16 protein-coding genes and 1 pseudogene are annotated in these 18,637 nt (G+C 69.0%); all 17 read left to right on the top strand.

All coding sequences use genetic code 11. The annotated features are described in order from the left end of the window. Window positions 1-62 precede the first annotated feature (62 nt). The 17 genes and pseudogenes from typA (at window position 63) to ACY0I8_RS02695 (ending at window position 18,606) form a co-directional block, all read left to right on the top strand. A complete protein-coding gene (gene typA, locus ACY0I8_RS02775) occupies window positions 63-1,874 on the top strand; it encodes a GTP-binding protein TypA/BipA (RefSeq protein ID WP_459940711.1) in 1,812 nt (603 codons plus the stop codon). 225 nt (window positions 1,875-2,099) lie between these two features. After that, on the top strand, window positions 2,100-2,660 hold the full coding sequence (locus ACY0I8_RS02770) for a hypothetical protein (protein ID WP_459940710.1): 561 nt from the start codon (window positions 2,100-2,102) through the stop codon (window positions 2,658-2,660). A 39-nt stretch (window positions 2,661-2,699) separates the two neighbouring features. Beyond that, window positions 2,700-3,638: a 4Fe-4S dicluster domain-containing protein gene (locus tag ACY0I8_RS02765; protein ID WP_459940709.1), complete on the top strand. Its 939-nt coding sequence runs from the start codon at window positions 2,700-2,702 to the stop codon at window positions 3,636-3,638. A gap of 12 nt (window positions 3,639-3,650) precedes the next feature. Next, complete coding sequence (gene dsrP, locus ACY0I8_RS02760; protein ID WP_459940708.1) at window positions 3,651-4,889, top strand: sulfate reduction electron transfer complex DsrMKJOP subunit DsrP; 1,239 nt, start codon at window positions 3,651-3,653, stop codon at window positions 4,887-4,889. Between the two features lie 158 nt (window positions 4,890-5,047). Then, complete coding sequence (locus tag ACY0I8_RS02755) at window positions 5,048-5,548, top strand: hypothetical protein (RefSeq protein WP_459940707.1); 501 nt, start codon at window positions 5,048-5,050, stop codon at window positions 5,546-5,548. Window positions 5,549-5,588: 40 nt separating this feature from the next. Further along, window positions 5,589-6,359 carry an MlaE family ABC transporter permease gene (locus ACY0I8_RS02750; protein ID WP_459940706.1) on the top strand — a complete coding sequence of 257 codons (771 nt, stop codon included), beginning with the start codon at window positions 5,589-5,591 and terminating at the stop codon, window positions 6,357-6,359. Window positions 6,360-6,366: 7 nt separating this feature from the next. Next, entirely contained in the window at window positions 6,367-7,125 is a 759-nt protein-coding gene (locus ACY0I8_RS02745) for an ABC transporter ATP-binding protein (RefSeq protein WP_461393484.1), read from the top strand. Window positions 7,126-7,152: 27 nt separating this feature from the next. Next, the gene (locus ACY0I8_RS02740; protein WP_461393483.1) at window positions 7,153-8,889 is read left to right on the top strand and encodes an MlaD family protein; all 1,737 of its coding nucleotides are present in this window, start codon (window positions 7,153-7,155) and stop codon (window positions 8,887-8,889) included. A gap of 99 nt (window positions 8,890-8,988) precedes the next feature. Next, window positions 8,989-9,576: pseudogene (purH, locus tag ACY0I8_RS02735) on the top strand (bifunctional phosphoribosylaminoimidazolecarboxamide formyltransferase/IMP cyclohydrolase); the annotation flags it as partial. 11 nt (window positions 9,577-9,587) lie between these two features. Next, on the top strand, window positions 9,588-10,871 hold the full coding sequence (gene purD, locus ACY0I8_RS02730) for a phosphoribosylamine--glycine ligase (RefSeq protein WP_461393482.1): 1,284 nt from the start codon (window positions 9,588-9,590) through the stop codon (window positions 10,869-10,871). 3 nt (window positions 10,872-10,874) lie between these two features. Then, window positions 10,875-11,402 (top strand): 5-(carboxyamino)imidazole ribonucleotide mutase, encoded by a 528-nt coding sequence (purE, locus tag ACY0I8_RS02725; RefSeq protein ID WP_461393481.1) that lies wholly within the window; start codon window positions 10,875-10,877, stop codon window positions 11,400-11,402. Between the two features lie 156 nt (window positions 11,403-11,558). Continuing rightward, the gene (locus ACY0I8_RS02720) at window positions 11,559-11,909 is read left to right on the top strand and encodes a cytochrome c3 family protein (RefSeq protein WP_461393480.1); all 351 of its coding nucleotides are present in this window, start codon (window positions 11,559-11,561) and stop codon (window positions 11,907-11,909) included. Window positions 11,910-11,973: 64 nt separating this feature from the next. After that, complete coding sequence (locus ACY0I8_RS02715) at window positions 11,974-12,291, top strand: HNH endonuclease (protein ID WP_461393479.1); 318 nt, start codon at window positions 11,974-11,976, stop codon at window positions 12,289-12,291. A gap of 147 nt (window positions 12,292-12,438) precedes the next feature. Next, window positions 12,439-15,135 carry an MXAN_5808 family serine peptidase gene (locus ACY0I8_RS02710; protein ID WP_461393478.1) on the top strand — a complete coding sequence of 899 codons (2,697 nt, stop codon included), beginning with the start codon at window positions 12,439-12,441 and terminating at the stop codon, window positions 15,133-15,135. Window positions 15,136-15,155: 20 nt separating this feature from the next. Next, a complete protein-coding gene (era, locus tag ACY0I8_RS02705; protein ID WP_459940699.1) occupies window positions 15,156-16,088 on the top strand; it encodes a GTPase Era in 933 nt (310 codons plus the stop codon). Continuing rightward, on the top strand, window positions 16,085-17,419 hold the full coding sequence (gene der / locus ACY0I8_RS02700; protein ID WP_461393477.1) for a ribosome biogenesis GTPase Der: 1,335 nt from the start codon (window positions 16,085-16,087) through the stop codon (window positions 17,417-17,419). Before era ends, der begins: the two co-directional genes overlap by 4 nt. Further along, complete coding sequence (locus ACY0I8_RS02695) at window positions 17,416-18,606, top strand: M24 family metallopeptidase (RefSeq protein WP_461393476.1); 1,191 nt, start codon at window positions 17,416-17,418, stop codon at window positions 18,604-18,606. Before der ends, ACY0I8_RS02695 begins: the two co-directional genes overlap by 4 nt. The last annotated feature ends 31 nt before the right edge of the window (window positions 18,607-18,637 follow it).

Below are 18,637 nucleotides of genomic sequence, written 5' to 3'. Positions count from 1 at the left end.
GGCAGGGCGCTACGCTCTGCCCTCCGAGCGTTCTGGCTTCCCAGCTTCCCCACGGAGATCCGATGGAACCGAATCGATTCCGCAACGTGGCGATCATCGCCCACGTGGACCACGGCAAGACCACCCTGGTGGACGCCATGCTCTGGCAGAGCGGCGTTTTCCGGGAGAACCAGAGGGTGGAGGAGCGGGTCATGGACTCCAACGCCCTCGAGCGGGAGCGGGGCATCACGATCCTCGCCAAGAACACGGCGGTCTGGTTCGAGGGGGTCAAGATCAACATCGTCGACACCCCGGGCCACGCGGATTTCGGGGGCGAGGTGGAGCGCACGCTCCAGATGGTGGACGGGGTGATCCTCTTGGTGGACGCGGCCGAAGGCCCGCTGCCCCAGACCCGGTTCGTGCTCCAGAAGTCCCTGGAACTCGGTCTCCCGCCGGTGGTGGTGATCAACAAGATCGACCGGTCCGACGCCCGGCCCCAGGAGGTGCTGGACGAGGTCTACGGGCTGTTCATTGACCTCGATGCCACCGACGAGCAGCTCGAGTTCCCGGTGCTCTACACGAACGCCCGCCGGGGGGTGGCACACAGGAGCCTGGACGACGGCTCCCGGGACCTCCGGCCGCTGTTCGAGGCGATCCTCGAACGGATCCCGCCGCCCGCGGGCGACCCGGAGGGCGACCTCCAGATGCTCGTGACCACCCTCGATTACAACGACTACGTGGGTCGGCTGATCGTGGGCCGCATCGTGAACGGGAGCCTGCGGCCGGGCCAGGAGGTGGGCGTGGCCACCGAGGAAGGCGTGGTACGGGGGCGGGTGGCCACGGTGTACACCCACGAGGGGCTGCGCCGGGTCGAGACCGAGCGGGCCGTGGCCGGCGACGTGGTGGCGGTGGCCGGGATCGACGAAGCCACCATCGGCGACACCCTGGTGGACCCCGAGCGGCCCCGGCCGCTCCGGCGGATCCGGGTGGAGGACCCGACCATCGCCATGGTGTTCTCGGTCAACACGAGCCCGTTCGCGGGCCGGGAGGGCCGGTTCGTGACCTCCCGCCAGATCCGGGCCCGGCTCGAGAAGGAGGTGATCCACAACGTGAGCCTCCGGCTCGAGATCCTCGACACCGACCAGTTCCAGGTGGCCGGCCGAGGGGAGCTCCAGCTGGCCGTGCTGATCGAAACGCTCCGGCGCGAGGGGTACGAGCTGAGCGTGTCGAAGCCCGAGATCCTGACCCGGGAGGTGGGGGGCGAGGTCCACGAGCCCTGGGAGGTCGCCCTGGTGGACGTGCCCGAGGAGTTCGTGGGCGCCGTCACCGAGAAGCTCGGCCGCCGCAAGGGCCAGATGACCCGGATGGATCCCGCCGGAGCCGGCCGGGTGCGCCTGGAGTTCCGGATCCCGTCCCGGGGGCTCATCGGGTACCGGAGCGAGTTCCTCACCGACACCCGGGGGACCGGCATCCTGAACCGGCTCCTGGAGGGGTATGCCCCCTGGGCCGGGCCGGTTCCGGGCCGCACGACCGGCGCCCTGGTGTCGGACCGGGCCGGCCGGGCCACCACCTACGCGCTCTTCCATCTCCAGCCCAGGGGTGTCCTGTTCATCGGGTCCGGCACCGAGGTGTACGAGGGGATGATCGTGGGGGAGCACTCCCGGGAGAACGACCTGGACGTCAACGTGACCCGGGAGAAGAAGCTCACGAACATCCGGGCCGCCGGCGCCGACGAGGCGCTCCGGCTTGTTCCGCCCCGAGAGATGACCCTGGACCGGGCCCTGGAATGGGTCGACCGGGACGAGCTCGTCGAGGTGACCCCGAAATCCGTGCGGTTGCGAAAAAGGGTACTTGCGGCGAATCAACGCCCCCGGCGGGAAACCGCGGGGGCTTGAAACACGATGCAACAAGAGAAACATTGGGCGAAACCCCGGTAGGGGGGCGGACTTTCCGAACCCGGTTTCGTTTTCTGGGTGGCCTCCGGGAAATCCGCTTGACACGATGAAATCGGCTTTCCTATGATCCGCCCTTCCGCTCCCCCGGGGCGTGGACGCCCCTTTCGTTTCTGACTGTTTCAACGTTTTTCACCCCGCCAACCCCAAACAGGAGGGATTGGGAGCATGAAACGCCGCTGGGTTTTGGTGGTCGCCCTTGTGTGCCTGTGCGCAAGGCCGGGGCTGCGGGCGGCCGGGGCCGAGGAGGACGTGTTTGCGGTGCCGCCTCCGCCGTTGAGCGAGGACTACTACCCCTGCGCCGAGAACTGCCACAACGACCAGGAGACGGATCCCACGCCCCGGGAGCTCGAGGAGCACACGGAGATCCAGCTCCACCACGCCGAGCAGTTTCGGTGGTGTCTCGACTGCCACGACGCCGACAACCGCGACAAGCTCCACCTCCAGAGCGGCGAGAAGATCGACTTCGCCGAGTCGTACCGCCTGTGCGGCCAGTGTCACGGCGACAAGTACCGCGACTGGAAGCGGGGCATCCACGGCAAGCGCACGGGCTACTGGAACGGCAAGAAGCAGTATCTGCTGTGCGCCCACTGCCACAACCCCCACAGCCCGCGGTTCGAGCACCTGAAGCCCGAGCCCCCGCCGGCGGTTCCCGGCTCCGGGACGCTGGGGTCGCAGAAGGCGAAGAAGCACGTGATGGAAGAACCCCACGGCGGCAAGGAACACTAGGACCGGCCGGTTCGGGACAACGGCAAGGAGAGGCGATCCATGTCCAAGAAGAACGCGTGCACGGTGGACCCGAAAACGGCGAGCCGCCGGAAATTTCTCCGGGGGCTGGCGGCCGGGGCGGCGGCGACGCTGCCGGTGAAGGCCCTGGCCCAGGGCGACAGCGGGTTTCTGACCTACGGCTCCTGGGAGGAGTACTTCCAGAAGAACTTCCAGGAGATGACCCCCGAGGAGGTGCAGGCGACGCTCAAGCGGCTCGAGGAGAAGTACACCAAGCAGTACGGCAAGAAGGTGACCGTGAAGGCCACCCCGCCGATGGAAAACGTGCTGTTCGGGTACGCCCTCGACCTCAACCGGTGCATCGGGTGCCGGCGGTGCGTCTACGCCTGCGTCAAGGAGAACAACCAGTCCCGCCGGGATCCGCAGATCCATTACATCCGGGTGCTGCGGTTCGAAAACGGCGAGATGGAGTTCGAAAAGGCCGATCGCTACTACAACCCCGAGCGGGTGCCCGAGGAGGGCCACTACTACGTGCCGGTCCAGTGCCAGCACTGCCGCAAGGCCCCGTGCGTCAAGGCCTGCCCGGTGCGGGCCACCTGGACCGAGGACGACGGCATCGTGGTGGTGGACTACAACTGGTGCATCGGTTGCCGGTACTGCATGGCGGCCTGTCCCTACGAGGGCCGTTATTTCAACTGGCTCGACCCCAAACTGCCCCCCGAGGAACTCAACCCCGACACCCATTACCTGGGCAACCGGCCCCGGATGCGCGGGGTCGTGGAGAAGTGCACCTTCTGCGTCCAGCGCAGCCGCGAGGGCCGGTACCCGGCCTGCGTCGAGGCGTGCCCGGTGGGCGCCCGGAAGTTCGGGAACCTCTTGGATCCCGAGTCCGAGGTCCGCTACGTGCTGGAGAACCACCGGGTGTTCCGGCTCAAGGAGGATCTCCTCACCGAGCCCAAGTTCTACTACTTCTTCGGCTAGAGGGGTGTAGCGATGAACACGCTGATGGAGTTTCTGGTCGGGACCTTCATTCTGGCCTTCCGGGGCGGCAAGAAGTACTACGCCTGGATGGGCTCCCTCGTGGTGATCGCGTTGGTGGGCCTGGGGGCCTGGGTCTATCAGTTGGAGCACGGCCTCGGGATCACCGGCATGCGCGATCCCGTGAGCTGGGGGCTCTACATCGCGAACTTCACGTTCCTGGTGGGCGTGGCCGCGGCGGCCGTGCTCCTGGTGATCCCGGCCTACATCTACAAATGGGGTCCCATCAAGGAGATCGTGCTCCTGGGGGAGCTCCTGGCCGTGGCCGCGATCGCCATGTGCCTTATGTTCGTGACCTTCGACCTGGGGCACCCCGAGCGGTTCTGGCACCTCATCCCCGGGCTGGGGATCCTGAACTTCCCGATCTCGATGCTCTCCTGGGACGTGGTGGTGTTGAACACGTATCTGGCGCTCAACCTGATCGTGCCGGTGTACATCCTGTACAACGCCTACCAGGGCCGGGAGCCGAATCACAAGATCCTGTGGCCCCTCATCATCTTCTCGATCCCGGCCGCGGTGTCGATCCACACGGTCACGGCGTTCCTCTATAACGGCTTTCCCGCCCGGCCGTTCTGGAACGCCTCGATCCTGGCGCCCCGGTTCATCGCCTCGGCGTTTTGCTCCGGGCCGAGCTTCATCATCCTGGCCTTCCAGTTGATCCGCAAGCACACGCCGATCAAGATCCAGGACCGGGCCATCTTCAAGCTGGCCGAGATCATCGCCTACGCCATGGGGATCAACCTGTTCCTCCTGATCGCCGAGGTGTTCAAGGAGTACTACAGCGCCACCGTGCACCTGGCACCGATGCAGTACCTCTTCCAGGGGCTCCACGGCCACAACGAACTGGTGCCGTTCATCTGGACCGCGATTGCGTTCAACACCATCGCGTTCCTCCTGTTCCTGACCCCCAAGACCCGGGAGAACTTTTTCACCCTGAACCTCGGCTGCGTGCTCATGTTCATCGGCGTGTGGATCGAGAAGGGGCCGGGGCTCATCCTGCCCGGGTTCGTGCCCACCCCGCTGGGGGAGATCTGGTCGTACAGCCCGACCCTGCCCGAGGTGCTGATCACCCTGGGGATCTGGGCCATCGGGCTCATCATCTACACCCTGCTCCTCAAGGTGGCGATCCCGATCGAGGTGGGCGAGTTCCGGCAGATCAAGGACCGACTCCGGGGGATCACCTCGGCCCAGTAGGGGAGAAACCGAAGGGGACGAAAGGGGCTGCCACCGTGCGGCCCCTTTTCTTTTGGCCATGGGCGGTTGAAACGCCGGCCGGGGCTTGACTATGATCCACCGACCCCGGAAGGGGGATCGGTTCACGGTTGTTTCCCTGCTGAACAGGAGGAGTTCGGATGCGTCGTGTGGGGTTCGTGTGGTTGGTAACCGTGGCGTTGGTGGGGGGGGGCTGCGCAGGGTTTCCCCCGGCCCGACAGGTCGAGCCGCCGGCTCCGGCCGCCGAGGCCAAAAAACCGGAGCCGCCCCCGGCCCCCCCGGCGGCCCAGCTCGACCCCCGAGAGGAGCGCCGGCTCCTGAACGAGCTCCTCCGGGACGTGGACGAGTATCATCGGCTGCTCAAGGAAAAAAACGTGGAGCAGGCCGCCCAGTACGTGGAGGAGGCCCACCGGCAAGCCCACATCGACAGCCTGTGGGATCTCGTGGCGCGCTACGAGATCGTGAGCGCGGACGCCGCGAGCTATCAGCTCTTCGCCCAGCCCGACGGGGTGATGGCCAAGGTGCGGGTCGTGCGCACCCTGATTCCCCGCCACTCGGTGGTGCCCGAGCGGTCCGAGGTCTGGATGACCTGGCTGCGCAAGGGGGAGCGCTGGGTGCTCCAACCCCAGGCCAAAAAGTAGTCGGGACGAGCCCCGCGGATCCCGCAGCGACCAGGCCCCCATGCTCGCGTTTCTCGAGTGGTTCGGCCGGCTCGTGGTGAGCCGGATCGAGGAGGTGGGCCGGAACTTCCTCTTTTTGATGGAGGCCGGCCGGGCCGCGGTCACGCCGCCCCTGCGGCTGCGCCAGACCTTCCGGCAGATGGAGTTCGTGGGGGTGCGATCCGTGTCGGTGGTGGTGCTGACCGGCACCTTCACGGGCATGGTGCTCGCGCTCCAGGCGTACTACGGGTTTCGGAAATTCGGGGCCGAGGGTCTGGTGGGCACCACGGTGGCGCTCTCCATGGCCCGGGAGCTCGGGCCGGTGCTCACGAGCCTCATGGTCACCGCCCGGGCGGGGTCGGCGATCGCCGCGGAGCTGGGCACCATGCGGGTCACGGAGCAGATTGACGCCCTGGTCGTGATGGCCGTGGACCCGATCCGGTACCTGGTGGTGCCCCGGATCCTGGCGGGGCTTCTCATGGTGCCGGTTCTTTGTATCGTGAGCGACTTCGTCGGCGTGGTGGGGGGGTACTTCGTGGGGGTGAAGCTCCTCGGGATCAACTCGGGGGTGTACGTGGAGAACACCGTCAAATACGTGGAACTCGCCGACGTCCTAAACGGCCTCGTGAAGGCCGCCTGCTTCGGGTTCATCCTGGCGGTGGTGGGCTGCTACAAGGGGTTCCACGCCACGGGCGGGGCCCAGGGGGTGGGCCGGGCCACCACCGAGGCCGTGGTCCTGGCCTCGGTGCTCATCCTGATCAGCGACTACTTCCTGACCGCCATCATGTTCTGACGTCCCCATGGCCGACCCCATCATCGTGTTCGAGGAGGTGCACAAGTCGTTCCGGGGACAGAAGGTCCTGGACGGCCTGAACCTGGAGATCCCCCGGGGGAAGACGACGGTCATCATCGGGCGCAGCGGCGGGGGAAAGAGCGTGACCCTCAAGCACATGATCGGGCTCATGCGGCCCGATCGGGGCCGGATCCTGGTGGACGGCCAGGACATTACGCGGCTCGGCCGCTACGAGATGAACGCCGTGCGCCGCCGGTTCGGGATGCTCTTCCAGGAGGGGGCGTTGTTCGACTCGATGACCGTGGGGGAGAACGTGGCGTTCCCTCTGGTGGAGCACACGAAGCTCGACCGGGCCGAGATCGGACGGCGGGTCTCCGAGATGCTGGCCACCGTGGGGCTTCCCGGAACCGAGGAGAAGATGCCCTCGGAGCTCTCGGGCGGGATGCGAAAGCGGGTGGGGCTCGCCCGGGCGCTCATCCTGGAGCCGGAGATCGTGCTCTTCGACGAGCCCACCTCGGGCCTCGACCCCATCATGGCGGACGCGATCGACCGGCTGATCCTTCGGACCCAGCGGGAGTCCGGCCGGACCTATGTGGTGATCAGCCACGACATCCCGGCCACCTTCAAGATCGCCCACAAGATCGCCATGCTCTACGAGGGGCGGATCATCGCCGAGGGCACCCCCGAGGAGATCCGCGAGAACCCGAACCCCATCCTCGTCCAGTTCCTGCGCGGTTCGGCCGAGGGGCCGATCCAGGTGCAGTGAGGCCCAGGCGATGATCCGAGGACGCCCATGAAGCGAATGTCGCCCGAGGCAAAGGTGGGCCTGCTGGTCCTCGCCGGCGTCGTCCTCCTCACCTACATGACCCTGAAGCTGGGCAAGGTGGGGTTCGGTCCCGGCGGGGGGTACCAGGTGGTGCTCCGGCTCGACAACGCCACCGGCCTGGCGAAAGAGGGCGAGGTCCTGGTGGCCGGGATCCCGGTGGGGATCGTGGAGGACATCCGGCTCGAGGGGGGGCAGGCGGCGCTCGTGCTGCGCATCCGCGACGACGTAAAGCTCCCGGCCGACACCGTGGGGAGCCTCCGGACCCACGGGGTCTTGGGGGAGAAGTACATCGAGCTCATTCCGGGTTCGTCGTCGCGGCTCCTGGCCGACGGGGACGAGGTGCGCCCGGGGGTGCCCCCCGGAGACCTCGATCGCCTGGTCACGAGCCTCAACGCCGTGAGCGACGACGTCAAGAAGGTGACCGAACGGCTCGCCAACGTGCTCGGGACCCCGGAGGGGGAGCAGAACCTCCGGGACCTGATCGAGGGGCTGCGGGACACGGCCGTGGGGCTCCGGGAGGTGGTGGAGGAAAACCGGGAGACCCTGCGGGAGACCCTGGCGAACCTCCGGGGGCTCACGGCCGACCTCCGGGATCTCCTGGCCGCGAACCGGGAGGGCATCGACGAAACCGTGGAGAACACCCGGGCCCTCACCCGGACGCTCGCCGAGCGCACCCCGGCCATCGCGGAGAACCTGGAGCGGCTCACCGGCCGGCTCGACGAGGTGGTGGCCGAGAACCGCGAGGATCTTCGGGCGAGCCTCGCGAACCTCCGGAAGGCCACGGAGGAGCTCGACGCCACCCTGGCCTCGATCCGGGGGGTGGCCGAGGCCGCCCAGAGCGAGGAGGGGACCCTGGGCCGGCTGCTCAAGGACGACTCCCTCTACGTGGAGCTCCAGGAGACCCTGGGGGACCTTCGCTCGGTGGTGGGGAAGATCGAGCGGGGGGAGGGCACGCTGGGAAAGCTCCTCACCGACGACACCGTGTACGCCGAGCTCACCGAGACCCTGGGGAACCTCCGGAGCATCACCGACAAGGTGGACCGGGGCCAGGGCACGATCGGGAAGCTCGTAAACGACGAGAGCGTGCACGAGAACCTGAACGAGACCCTCACCGGCATCACGGACTTCGTGGCCGGGGCGAACCGGTTCCGGCTCGAGCTCTCCTACACGGGAGAGTACCTGGCGGATCTCGGCGAGGCCAAAAACTACTTTGGGCTCACCGTGCAGCCCCGGCAGGACCGGTTCTACTACCTGGCCTTGGTGGACGACCCCCGGGGCGACACCACGACCCGGGTGACCGAGCGGCTGGTCACAGACGACACGGGGACCCACCGGGTGCGGGAGGAGAAATCGGTCACCGAGGACCGGTTCAAGTTTTCGGCCCAGGTGGGCAAGCGGTTTTCGTTCCTGACCCTGCGGGGGGGGCTGTTCGAGTCCACCGGCGGGGTGGGGGCCGACCTGGACCTGTGGTCCGACCGGCTCCGCTTGACGCTGGAGGCCTTCGATTTCGCCCGGGAGGAGGGGCCGGTGCACCTGAAGGCCTCGGCCCGGTGGCTGTTCTGGAAGCACCTCTACCTCACGGCCGGCCTCGACGACTTCCTGGACGACCGGGGCCGGGCCGACTACTTCGTGGGGGGCGGCATCCGGTTCGTGGACGAGGACCTCAAATACCTCCTTTCGCCGGCCGCCAGCCTGGCGCAGTGATCCGGTCTAGGGTCCCCAACCGGGGACCGCCGGCCGACGACGGAAGCTTTCAAGCGTTCTGGCCTTCCAGCCTTCCAGCCGTTACGGAGGAACCAAGCCATGGCACCGATTCGAAGGGCGATCGTGAGCGTGTCCGACAAGACCGGGGTGGTGGAGTTCGCCCGGGGCCTCGCCGACCGGGGCGTGGAGATCCTCTCCACCGGCGGGACGGCCCGCATGCTCCGGGAGGCCGGGGTCCCGGTCACCGAGGTGAGCGCCTACACCGGGTTTCCCGAGATCCTGGACGGCCGGGTGAAGACCCTGGTGCCCAAGATCCACGGCGGCATCCTGGCCCTCCGGGACGACCCCCGGCACCGGGACCAGATGGCCCAGCACGGGATCGAGCCGATCGATCTCGTGGCCGTGAACCTCTACCCCTTCGAGAAGACCGTGGCCCAACCGGGCTGCACCCGCGAGCAGGCCGTGGAGCAGATCGACATCGGGGGGCCCTGCATGATCCGGGCGGCCGCGAAGAACCACAAGTATGTCACGGTGGTGGTGGATCCGGCCGACTACGGCCGGGTCTTGGACGAGATGGATCGAAACGGCGGCGAGGTGGGGCCCGAGCTGCGCTACGAGCTGGCCGCCAAGGCCTTCAGCCGCACCTCGGCCTACGACGCGGCCATCGCCGGGTGGCTCAAGGGAAGGGGGGTGGAGGCATGAAGGTCCTCGTGGTGGGAGGAGGGGGCCGGGAGCACGCGCTCGCCTGGAAGATCGCCCAGAGCCCCAAGGTGACTGCCGTGTACGCCGCGCCGGGGAACGCGGGCACCGAGAAGGTGGCCCGCAACGTGCCCATCGCGGCCGACGACGTGGACTCCCTCGCCGCGTTCGCCGAGGCCGAGGGGATCGACCTTACGGTGGTGGGACCCGAGGCGCCCCTGGTCCTCGGGATCGTGGACCGGTTCCGGGAGCGGGGCCTCAGGATCTTCGGCCCCACGGCCGCGGCCGCCCGGCTCGAGGGGTCGAAGGCGTTCGCCAAGGCCGTGATGGAGCGGTTCGGGGTGCCCACGGCCGCGTACCGGGAGTTCACGGATCCGGCCGAGGCCAAGGCCTACATCCGGGAGCAGGGGGCTCCGATCGTGGTCAAGGCCGACGGCCTGGCGGCCGGGAAGGGCGTGACCGTGGCCCGCACGGTGGACGAGGCCCTCTCGGCCGTGGACGCCATGATGGTGGCCCGGGAGTTCGGGGACGCCGGCGGCCGGATCGTGGTGGAGGAGTGCCTCGAGGGGGAGGAGGCGAGCTTCCTCGCGTTTTGCGACGGCCGAACCGTCCTGCCGATGGACTCGAGCCAGGACCACAAGCCGGTGTTCGACGACGACCGGGGCCCCAACACCGGGGGGATGGGTGCCTACAGCCCGGCGCCGGTGGTGACCCCGGAACTGTTCGACCGGATCGTGGCCACCGTGATCCGGCCGGTGGTCGAGGGGCTTGCGGCCGAGGGGACCCCCTACACGGGGGTGCTCTACGCCGGGCTCATGATCCGGGGCGACGAGGTCAAGGTCCTGGAGTTCAACTGCCGGTTCGGCGACCCCGAGTGCCAGCCCATCGTGCTACGCATGAAGGGAGACCTCGTGCCCGTGTTGGAGGCCTGCGTGGACGGCGCCCTGGACCGGGTGACCCTGGACTGGGATCCGCGGCCGGCCGTGTGCGTGGTGATGGCTTCGGGGGGATACCCGGGGGCCTACGAGAAGGGCCTCGAGATCCGGGGCCTGGACGAGGCCGAGGCCCTGGAAGACGTGGTGGTGTTCCACGCCGGAACCAGGCGGGAGAACGGCCGAGTGGTCACGGCCGGGGGCCGGGTGCTCGGGGTCACCGCCCTGGGCGCCGACATCCCGGCGGCGATCCGCCGGGCCTACGAGGCCGTGGAGCGGATCTCCTGGCCCGGGTGCCACTACCGCCGGGACATCGGCCGGAAGGCCCTTCGCCGCCTGGGGGAGGGCTGAGGGATGTCCGGGGCGAAGGCGCCCAAGGTGTTGATCCTCATGGGCAGCGACTCGGACCTCCCCGTGGTCCAGGAGACGACCGGGTTTCTGGACCGCATGGAGGTGCCCTACGTGGTGCGGGTGAGCTCGGCCCACCGGAGCCCCGAGCGCACCCGGCGGCTCGTGGCCGAGGCCGAGGCCCAGGGGGTCGAGGTGTTCGTGTGCGCGGCCGGCATGGCGGCCCACCTGGCCGGGGTGGTGGCGGCCGAGACCGTGCGACCGGTGATCGGGATTCCGGTGGATGCGGGCCCGTTTCGGGGACTCGACGCCCTTTTGTCCACCGTGCAGATGCCGCCGGGGATTCCGGTGGCCACGGTGGCCGCCGGCAAGGCCGGAGCCCGGAACGCGGCGGTGCTGGCCTGCCAGATCCTCGCGCTCTCCGACCCGGACCTGGCCCTTCGCCTGAAGGCCCTCAAGGAGGCCATGGCCCGGGAGGTGGACGAGAAGGACCGGAAGGTCGCGGACGCCCTGGGCCGCGGCGGGACCACCTGAGCCGCCGGGTCGCCGCCGGACGGCCAAGGACCGGGGACCGAGGTTACCCCCCCCTTGACGCGGCACCGGGCTCCCGTGGTATACAGGCGCCCGGTTTTCATTCGGGAAGGCTCGGTTCGTGGGGCCACTTCAACACCCAAAGGGAGGTAGTGCCAGATGAAGAAGCTCGTGTTGTTCGCCGCCGCCGCCGTGTTCTCGCTGGGTCTTGCCCTGGGCGCCGCCCAGGCCGACGATGCCCCGGCGGGGCCCATCGAGGTCACGAACTTCGGGAAGAAGGGTGTGGTGACCTTCGACCACTCCAAGCACAAGGACGTGAAGTGCGAAGAGTGCCACCACAACAAGAAGGAAGAGAAGTACAAGTGCGGCGAGTGCCACAAGGCCGAGGCCGAGGGCAACGCCCTCAGCTTCAAGGACGCCGCCCACAAGAAGGAAGTGGGCAAGTGCTGGAGCTGCCACCGGGCCAACGACGCCAAGAAGAAGATGAAGTGCAACGAGTGCCACAAGTAACTCCGGCCTCTCCGGACGACCGGAAGGGCGGCCCGCGGGCCGCCCTTTTTTCGTGAGGACCACGGTGGACGACGTTTTCTTCGCATCGGCCTCACCGGAACACGTGGCCCGGGAGAAGGCGAGGGCCCGGGAGCTCCGGAAAACCGGGTGGTGGAAGCGCCGGGTCGCGGCCGGGGTGTGCCACTACTGCGGCCGAAGGGTGCCCCCTTCCGAACTCACCATGGACCACGTGGTGCCGCTGGCCCGGGGTGGCCGGTCGGTGCGGTCCAACGTGGTGCCCGCCTGCAAGGACTGTAACAGCAAGAAGCGCTACCTCCTGCCGGTGGAGTGGGCCGAGTACCTGGAGCGGCTCCGAAAGGGAGACCCTGCCGGCGAAGGGTAGGCTCGGCTTTTCCCCCCGCCTTCGTGTATGCTAGCGTCACGGCGGCCCACCGGGGCCGCGCCCCCATCCCAACCCCGTCGTGGAGGGTGACGCTTGCGATCCGTCTGCCGAACGTCCCGCGCCCTGATCCCGATTCTTGCGGTTTTGGTGACCGCTGCCTGGATCTGCTTCCCCCGACAAGCCCTTGGGGCCACCGGGTTTTTCCACCGGTTGGGCGACCCCTATCCCCGCATCGTCCAGCAGGTTTTCTACTACGTGGAGAAGAAGTACGTGGAGCCGGAGCGTGCCTCGCCACGGGCCCTTCTGGACGGCGCGTTCGAGGCCCTGGAGAACCAGTACCCGGAGGTCTTGGTGGAGCCGGCGGGCGATGGCCGGGTCCGAATCCGGGTGGACCGGGCGGAGAAGACCTTCGACCTCACCCAGGCCCGGGAGTACCGGAAGGCCGCCGACATCCTGGCCACCGCGCTTCGGTTCGTGCACCAGAACCTGGGGGACGAGGTCGAGGAACAGGATCTCTACTACGCCGCCCTAAACGGTGCCCTCACCAAGCTCGATCCCCACTCGAGCGCGTTCAGCCCCAAGATGTTCAAGGAGTTCATGATCGGTACCCGGGGCACCTTCGGGGGCATCGGGTTCGTGTTCGGCATCCGCGACGGCGAGATGACCATCATCAGCGTGATCGAGGGCACCCCCGCGGAACGGGGGGGGCTGCGGTCGGGAGACCGGATCCTCTACATCGACGGCGAGCCCACCATCAACATGCCGGTGGACGTGGCGGCCAACAAGATGCGCGGCGAGCCGGGCACCCAGGTGACCCTCACCATCGACCGGGAGGGGTGGCCGGAACCCCGGGCGATCACCTTCACCCGCGAGGTGATCCACGTGGACAGCGTGGAGAGCTACGTGCTGACCGAGGGCGAAGGGGCGCCCGTTCTGGTGGCCCGGGTCAAGAATTTCCAGAAGGACACGACCGACGAACTGCGAAAGGCCGTGTCCGAGGCCCTGAAGGCCCACCCCGACCTCAAGGGGCTCGTGGTGGATCTGCGGAACAACCCCGGGGGTCTCCTGGACCAGGCCATCGAGCTTTCGGACGCGTTCCTGGAACAGGGGACCATCGTGAGCACCCGCGGGCCCGAGAAGGACGCCAACTCCCGGGCCGAGGCCGGGGACGACGACCCGGAGATCTTCGAGGGGCCGGTGGCCCTCCTGGTGAACCAGGGAAGCGCCTCGGCGTCCGAGATCGTGTCGGGGGCCCTCAAGGCCTCACGGGCCCTCGTGATCGGCCAGAAGACCTTCGGCAAGGGATCGGTGCAGAAGCTCTATCCCCTGACCGACGGCGGGGCCCTGAAGCTCACGGTGGCCCAGTACCTCACCCCGGGCGACGTGTCGATCCAGTCCATCGGCATCCAGCCCGACGTCGTGGTCTACCCGGCCCGGATCGAGAAGGGCCGGATGCGGATCGGCCCGCCCCCCGCCCACGTGGCCGAGGCGGATCTCGAAAATGCCTTCAAGGACTGGGGGAACGCCTCAGAAAAACCCTGGGCCGAACTCCAGTACCTGGCCCCGGAACCGGAGGAGGACGAGAAGCCCTTCTCGGAGCTTTCCAAGGAGGAAAAGGCCCAGCGGCTCGCCAAGGACTTCGAGGTGGGCCTCGCCCGTCGGGTGCTCGCGGCGGCCGAGGGACGGGATCGCGGGGCCCTTCTCGCCGCGGCCCAGCGGGTGATCCCCGTGGTGCGGGCCGAGGAGGACCGGAAGATCTCCCAGGCCCTGGCCGCCCTCGGGATCGACTGGTCCGAGGGCCCGGGGGGGGCGGGCCTCCTCGTGGTGGCGCCCCAGGACACCGAGCTCGTGCCCGGCGAGACCGTGACCCTCCGGTTCACCGTGGCAAACCCCGGCACGGAGCCGGTTCACCGGGTGTGGGGCCGCACCGACTCCGAGAACCTCCTGCTCAAGAACCTGGATTTCGTGTTCGGCCGCCTCGGCCCGGGGGAGCGGAAGGAGGCCGTGGCCGAGGTGGAGGTGCCGAAGTCGGCGCTCCCGCGCTGGGACACGGTGACCCTGAAGCTCCACGCGGCCGGCACCGACGAGGCCGGCGCCGGCGCGGGGGCAGCCCACGTGGTGCCGGTTCCCCGGCCGGAGTTCGCGTACCGGTACCGGATGCGCGACGAGAACCGGGCCGTTCCGGCCCGGTCGGGGGACGGCCGGATCGAGGAGGGCGAGCGGATCCAGCTCGTCCTCGAGGTGGCGAACCGGGGCGAGGGGGCGAGCGGGCCGGTGGAGGTGAACATCCGGGGCGAGGAGAAGGAGCAGCTCTACCTGGAGAAGGCCCGCCACCGGTTCGATGGCCTGGCCCCGGGAGAGGTGATCAACGCCCCCATGGAGTTTCGGCTGGTGCGAGCCGAGGAAAGCGGCGACGTGAAGGTGGGGGTGAGCATCACCGACCGGGATTTCGGGGCGTTCTTCTCGGATGAGCTCGAGTTCCGGGTAGGCGAGCCCTATCCGGCCCGGGAGCCGCGGGAGCCGCCCCGGCTCGCCGCCGAGGGGCCGCCCCTTCGCACCGACGCCGAGCGGGTCGCCTTCGAGATCGAGGTCTCGGACGACGGTGCGGTGCGCGACGTGTACGCGTACAGGGAGCGGGACAAGGTGGTGTATCGCCGAAACCCGGACGACTCCGACCGGATGAAGGTGCGGGTGGAGGTGCCGTTGGAGGAGGGGTCGAACCGGATCACCGTGGTGGCCCGCGACGAAAAGAAGATCGTGGCGACCCGAACGTTCTTCGTGTACCGGACGAAACCCGGGGAACCGGGCACGGAGCTCACCCAGAACCTCCAATCCAACCCCTGACGCCGCAACCGGAAAGAAGAATGCGAGACGAGACTTCCGCAGGGGACGGCGAGGCCCGGCCCGGAGGGCAGGCCGTGACGCGCTCGGGGTTCGTGGGCATCCTGGGTCGGCCCAACGTGGGCAAATCGACGCTGCTCAACCGCATCCTGGGCCAGAAGGTGGTGATCACGAGTCCCAAGCCCCAGACCACCCGCAACCGGGTGGCCGGCGTGCTGACCCGCGACGGGGTCCAGATGGTGTTCTTCGACACCCCGGGGGTCCACGAGGGGGAGAAGCTCCTGAACCGGTACATGCTCAAGGAAGCCCTCGCCTGCGTGCCCGACGTGGACGTGGCCCTCTTCCTGGTGGACGCCGTGACCGGCCGGCACCGGGACGACGAGGTCCTGGCCGAGCACCTGGGCCGATCGGGGAAGCCGGTGATCCTGGCCGTGAACAAGGCCGACCAGGGCCGCACGGCCACGGAGGCGTTCCTGGACCTCGTGACCCCGGTTTCCGTACACCGCATCTCGGCGCTCACCGGGGAGGGGGTGGACGGGTTGCTGGACGACCTCGCGGCCCGCATGCCCGAGGGGCCGGCGTACTTTCCCGAGGACCAGTTGACCGACCGGCCGGAGCGGTTCCTGGCCGAGGAGTTCATCCGGGAGAAGCTCTTCGAGCTCACGGGGGAGGAGATCCCCTACAGCGTGGCCGTGACCGTGGAGTCGTGGCAAGAGCGGCCCGAGGCCGATCTCGTGGTGATCCACGCCACGATCCACGTGGAGCGGCCGAGCCAGAAGGGCATCGTGATCGGCAAGGGGGGTCGGCTGATCAAGGAGGTGGGCCGCCGTGCGCGGCTCGATCTGGAGGCCCTTCTCGGGGCCCGGGTGTTCCTGGATCTCCACGTCACCGTGGACCGGAACTGGACCAAGGATCCCCGGGCGCTGCGGCGGTTCGGCTATGAGGTGCGCGGATGAGCCTGGTGGCGATCGTGGGCCGGCCCAACGTGGGCAAGTCCACCCTGTTCAACCGCCTGGTGGGCCGACGGGTGGCCATCGTGGAGGACGTGCCGGGGGTGACCCGCGACCGCCGGTACGCCCCGGTCGAATGGGGTGACCGGCGGGTCACGCTGGTGGACACCGGGGGCCTCGCCCCGGAACCGGCCGACGAGGTGGAGGACGGGATGACCCGGCAGGCCCTCCAGGCCGTGGAGGAGGCGGACCTCATCCTGTTCGTCACCGATGCCCACGAGGGGGTGCTGCCGGCCGACGAGGAGATCGCCCAGGTCCTCCGGCGGCGCAGCAAGGACGTGCTTCTAGTGGTGAACAAGGTGGACGGGCCCCGGTGGGAGGCCGCGGCCGCCGAGTTCTACGCCCTCGGGTTTGACGCCGTGTTCCCGGTGTCGGCCGAGCACGGCCGCGACGTGGACGCCCTCGAGGACGCCCTGCGGGAACGCCTGCCGCCCGCGCCGGAGGAACCCGAACCGGAGGGGGAGTCCGCGGTCCGGGTGGCCGTGCTGGGCCGGCCCAACGTGGGGAAGAGCTCGCTGGTGAACCGGCTCGTGGGCCGGGAGCGGGTGGTGGTGAGCGCCCGGGCGGGGACCACCCGGGATCCCATCGACACCCTGGTCCGGCACGAAGGACGGCCATATCTGCTCATCGACACGGCGGGAATCCGGCGGAAAAGCAAGGTGGAGCAGGGGGTCGAGCGATGGAGCGTGGTCCGGGCCCTCAAGACCATCGACCGGGCCGAGGTGTGCCTCGTGCTCCTCGATGCCACCGAAGGGCTCACCGACCAGGACGCCCGCATCCTGAACCTGGTCCTCAAGGGGGGGCGGGCCCTGGGAGTCGTGCTCAACAAATGGGACCTGGTGGAGAAGGACGAAAAGACGTTCGACCGCACGGTGGCGGAGCTCCGCAGCCGGCTCGGGCCCCACGGCCACGTGCCCGTGGTGAGCCTGTCGGCCCTGACCGGCCAGCGGGTGCACCGGGTGTTCGAGCTCGTGGACCGGCTCCACGGGGAGTGGACTCGCAGGATCCCCACCTCCCAGGTGAACGCGTTCCTGGAGGCGGCGATTCGGGAGCTCCCGCCGCCGGTCCAGGTGGGCAAGCGCACCCGCATCTACTACATGACCCAGGTGGACACCGCGCCGCCCACGTTTGCCGCGTTCACGAGCTTTCCGGAGGGGATCACCGAGTCGTACCGGCGGTACCTGGTGAACCGCCTGCGGGAGACTTTTGGATTCGAAGGGGTGCCCGTGCGGCTGGAGTTCCGACGCCGGTCCCGCCCCGGGGAGGAGACGAGATGACCGAAGCGCAAGGGGTCCCGATCGAAGATCTTCGTGTCCGGGTGTCCCGGCTCCAGCGGGGCATGGCCCGCCAGGGGCTCGGAGGCGCCCTGCTCCTGGCGAACGCCTCGAGGTACTGGGCCTCCGGCACCATGCAGGCCGGGGCGGTCGTCGTGGCCGCCTCGGGGGATCCGGTGGTGTTCTGCCGGAAGGACGCCGAACGGGCCCGCCGGGAAACCCCGTGCCGGGTGGTCGAGCTGGAGAGCCAGCGGGCGCTGCCATCGGCCATCCGGGAGGCGCTGGGGGAGATCCCCCAGCCCCTGGGGCTCGAGCTGGACGTCCTGCCGGTGAACCAGTTCCGGCGGTTCGAGGCCCTCCTCGAGGGGGTGGACCTCGCCGACGTCTCGGGGCCCCTCTCGCTGGCCCGGGCCGTCAAGACGCGGTGGGAGATCGAGCGCATCCGGGGCGCCGCCCGGGTGGTGGCCGAGGCCGTGGCGGCTGTGCCCGGGCTCCTTCGTCCCGGGATCCCGGAGGTCGAGTTGGCCGCGGCCGTCGAGTACGAACTGCGCCGACGGGGGCACGGGGGGCTCCTGCGGATGCGGGGCTTCAACCAGGAGATCTTCTACGGGCACGTGATGGCCGGGCCCACGGCCGCCGAGCCGTCGTTCCTCGACGCGCCCACGGGCGGAGCCGGGCTCGGGGCCGCCCTTCCCCAGGGGGCGAGCCCCCGGCCCATCGGGCCCGGGGAACCGATCACCGTGGACCTGGTGGGGAACAACCAGGGGTACCTGTGCGACCAGACCCGCATCTTCTGCTTGGGCGAGCCCCCCGAAACCGTAACCCGGGCGTTCGCGGCCGCCTGCGCGGTCCAGGACGCCGTGACGGCGATGGCCCGGCCCGGGGTGACGGGGGACGACCTCTACCGGGTCGCCCGGGCGAAGGCCGACGACGCCCCCTTCGCCCGAACCTTCCTGGGGCACCGCAACCCGGTCACGTTCGTGGGCCACGGCATCGGGCTCGAGGTGGATGAACCGCCGTTCTTGGCCCGGGGCTTCCGGGTGCCCCTGGAGGAGGGTATGGTGTTTGCGTTGGAGCCCAAATTCGTGATCCCGGGCGTGGGGGCCGTGGGGGTCGAGGACACGTTTCGGGTCACCGCGACGGGGGTGGAACCGCTCACCGTTTCTCCCAGGGAGTTGATCCGGGTGTAGGGAGGTCCGCGATGCCGGGGACGACGGGGAA

The organism is Deferrisoma sp. (genome assembly GCF_054681715.1).
The sequence above is the reverse complement of the archived record's forward strand: the minus strand, read 5'-3'. Positions and strand labels throughout refer to the sequence as shown.

Excerpts from the sequence above, each read along its gene's own strand:
- ACY0I8_RS02770 (WP_459940710.1), top strand. The coding sequence starts at position 2,100 with ATGAAACGCCGCTGGGTTTTGGTGGTCGCCCTTGTGTGCCTGTGCGCA.
- typA (WP_459940711.1), top strand. The coding sequence starts at position 63 with ATGGAACCGAATCGATTCCGCAACGTGGCGATCATCGCCCACGTGGAC.
- purE (WP_461393481.1), top strand. The coding sequence starts at position 10,875 with ATGTCCGGGGCGAAGGCGCCCAAGGTGTTGATCCTCATGGGCAGCGAC.
- ACY0I8_RS02720 (WP_461393480.1), top strand. The coding sequence starts at position 11,559 with ATGAAGAAGCTCGTGTTGTTCGCCGCCGCCGCCGTGTTCTCGCTGGGT.
- ACY0I8_RS02765 (WP_459940709.1), top strand. The coding sequence starts at position 2,700 with ATGTCCAAGAAGAACGCGTGCACGGTGGACCCGAAAACGGCGAGCCGC.
- era (WP_459940699.1), top strand. The coding sequence starts at position 15,156 with ATGCGAGACGAGACTTCCGCAGGGGACGGCGAGGCCCGGCCCGGAGGG.
- dsrP (WP_459940708.1), top strand. The coding sequence starts at position 3,651 with ATGAACACGCTGATGGAGTTTCTGGTCGGGACCTTCATTCTGGCCTTC.
- der (WP_461393477.1), top strand. The coding sequence starts at position 16,085 with ATGAGCCTGGTGGCGATCGTGGGCCGGCCCAACGTGGGCAAGTCCACC.
- ACY0I8_RS02755 (WP_459940707.1), top strand. The coding sequence starts at position 5,048 with ATGCGTCGTGTGGGGTTCGTGTGGTTGGTAACCGTGGCGTTGGTGGGG.
- ACY0I8_RS02740 (WP_461393483.1), top strand. The coding sequence starts at position 7,153 with ATGAAGCGAATGTCGCCCGAGGCAAAGGTGGGCCTGCTGGTCCTCGCC.
- ACY0I8_RS02745 (WP_461393484.1), top strand. The coding sequence starts at position 6,367 with ATGGCCGACCCCATCATCGTGTTCGAGGAGGTGCACAAGTCGTTCCGG.
- ACY0I8_RS02750 (WP_459940706.1), top strand. The coding sequence starts at position 5,589 with ATGCTCGCGTTTCTCGAGTGGTTCGGCCGGCTCGTGGTGAGCCGGATC.
- purD (WP_461393482.1), top strand. The coding sequence starts at position 9,588 with ATGAAGGTCCTCGTGGTGGGAGGAGGGGGCCGGGAGCACGCGCTCGCC.
- ACY0I8_RS02695 (WP_461393476.1), top strand. The coding sequence starts at position 17,416 with ATGACCGAAGCGCAAGGGGTCCCGATCGAAGATCTTCGTGTCCGGGTG.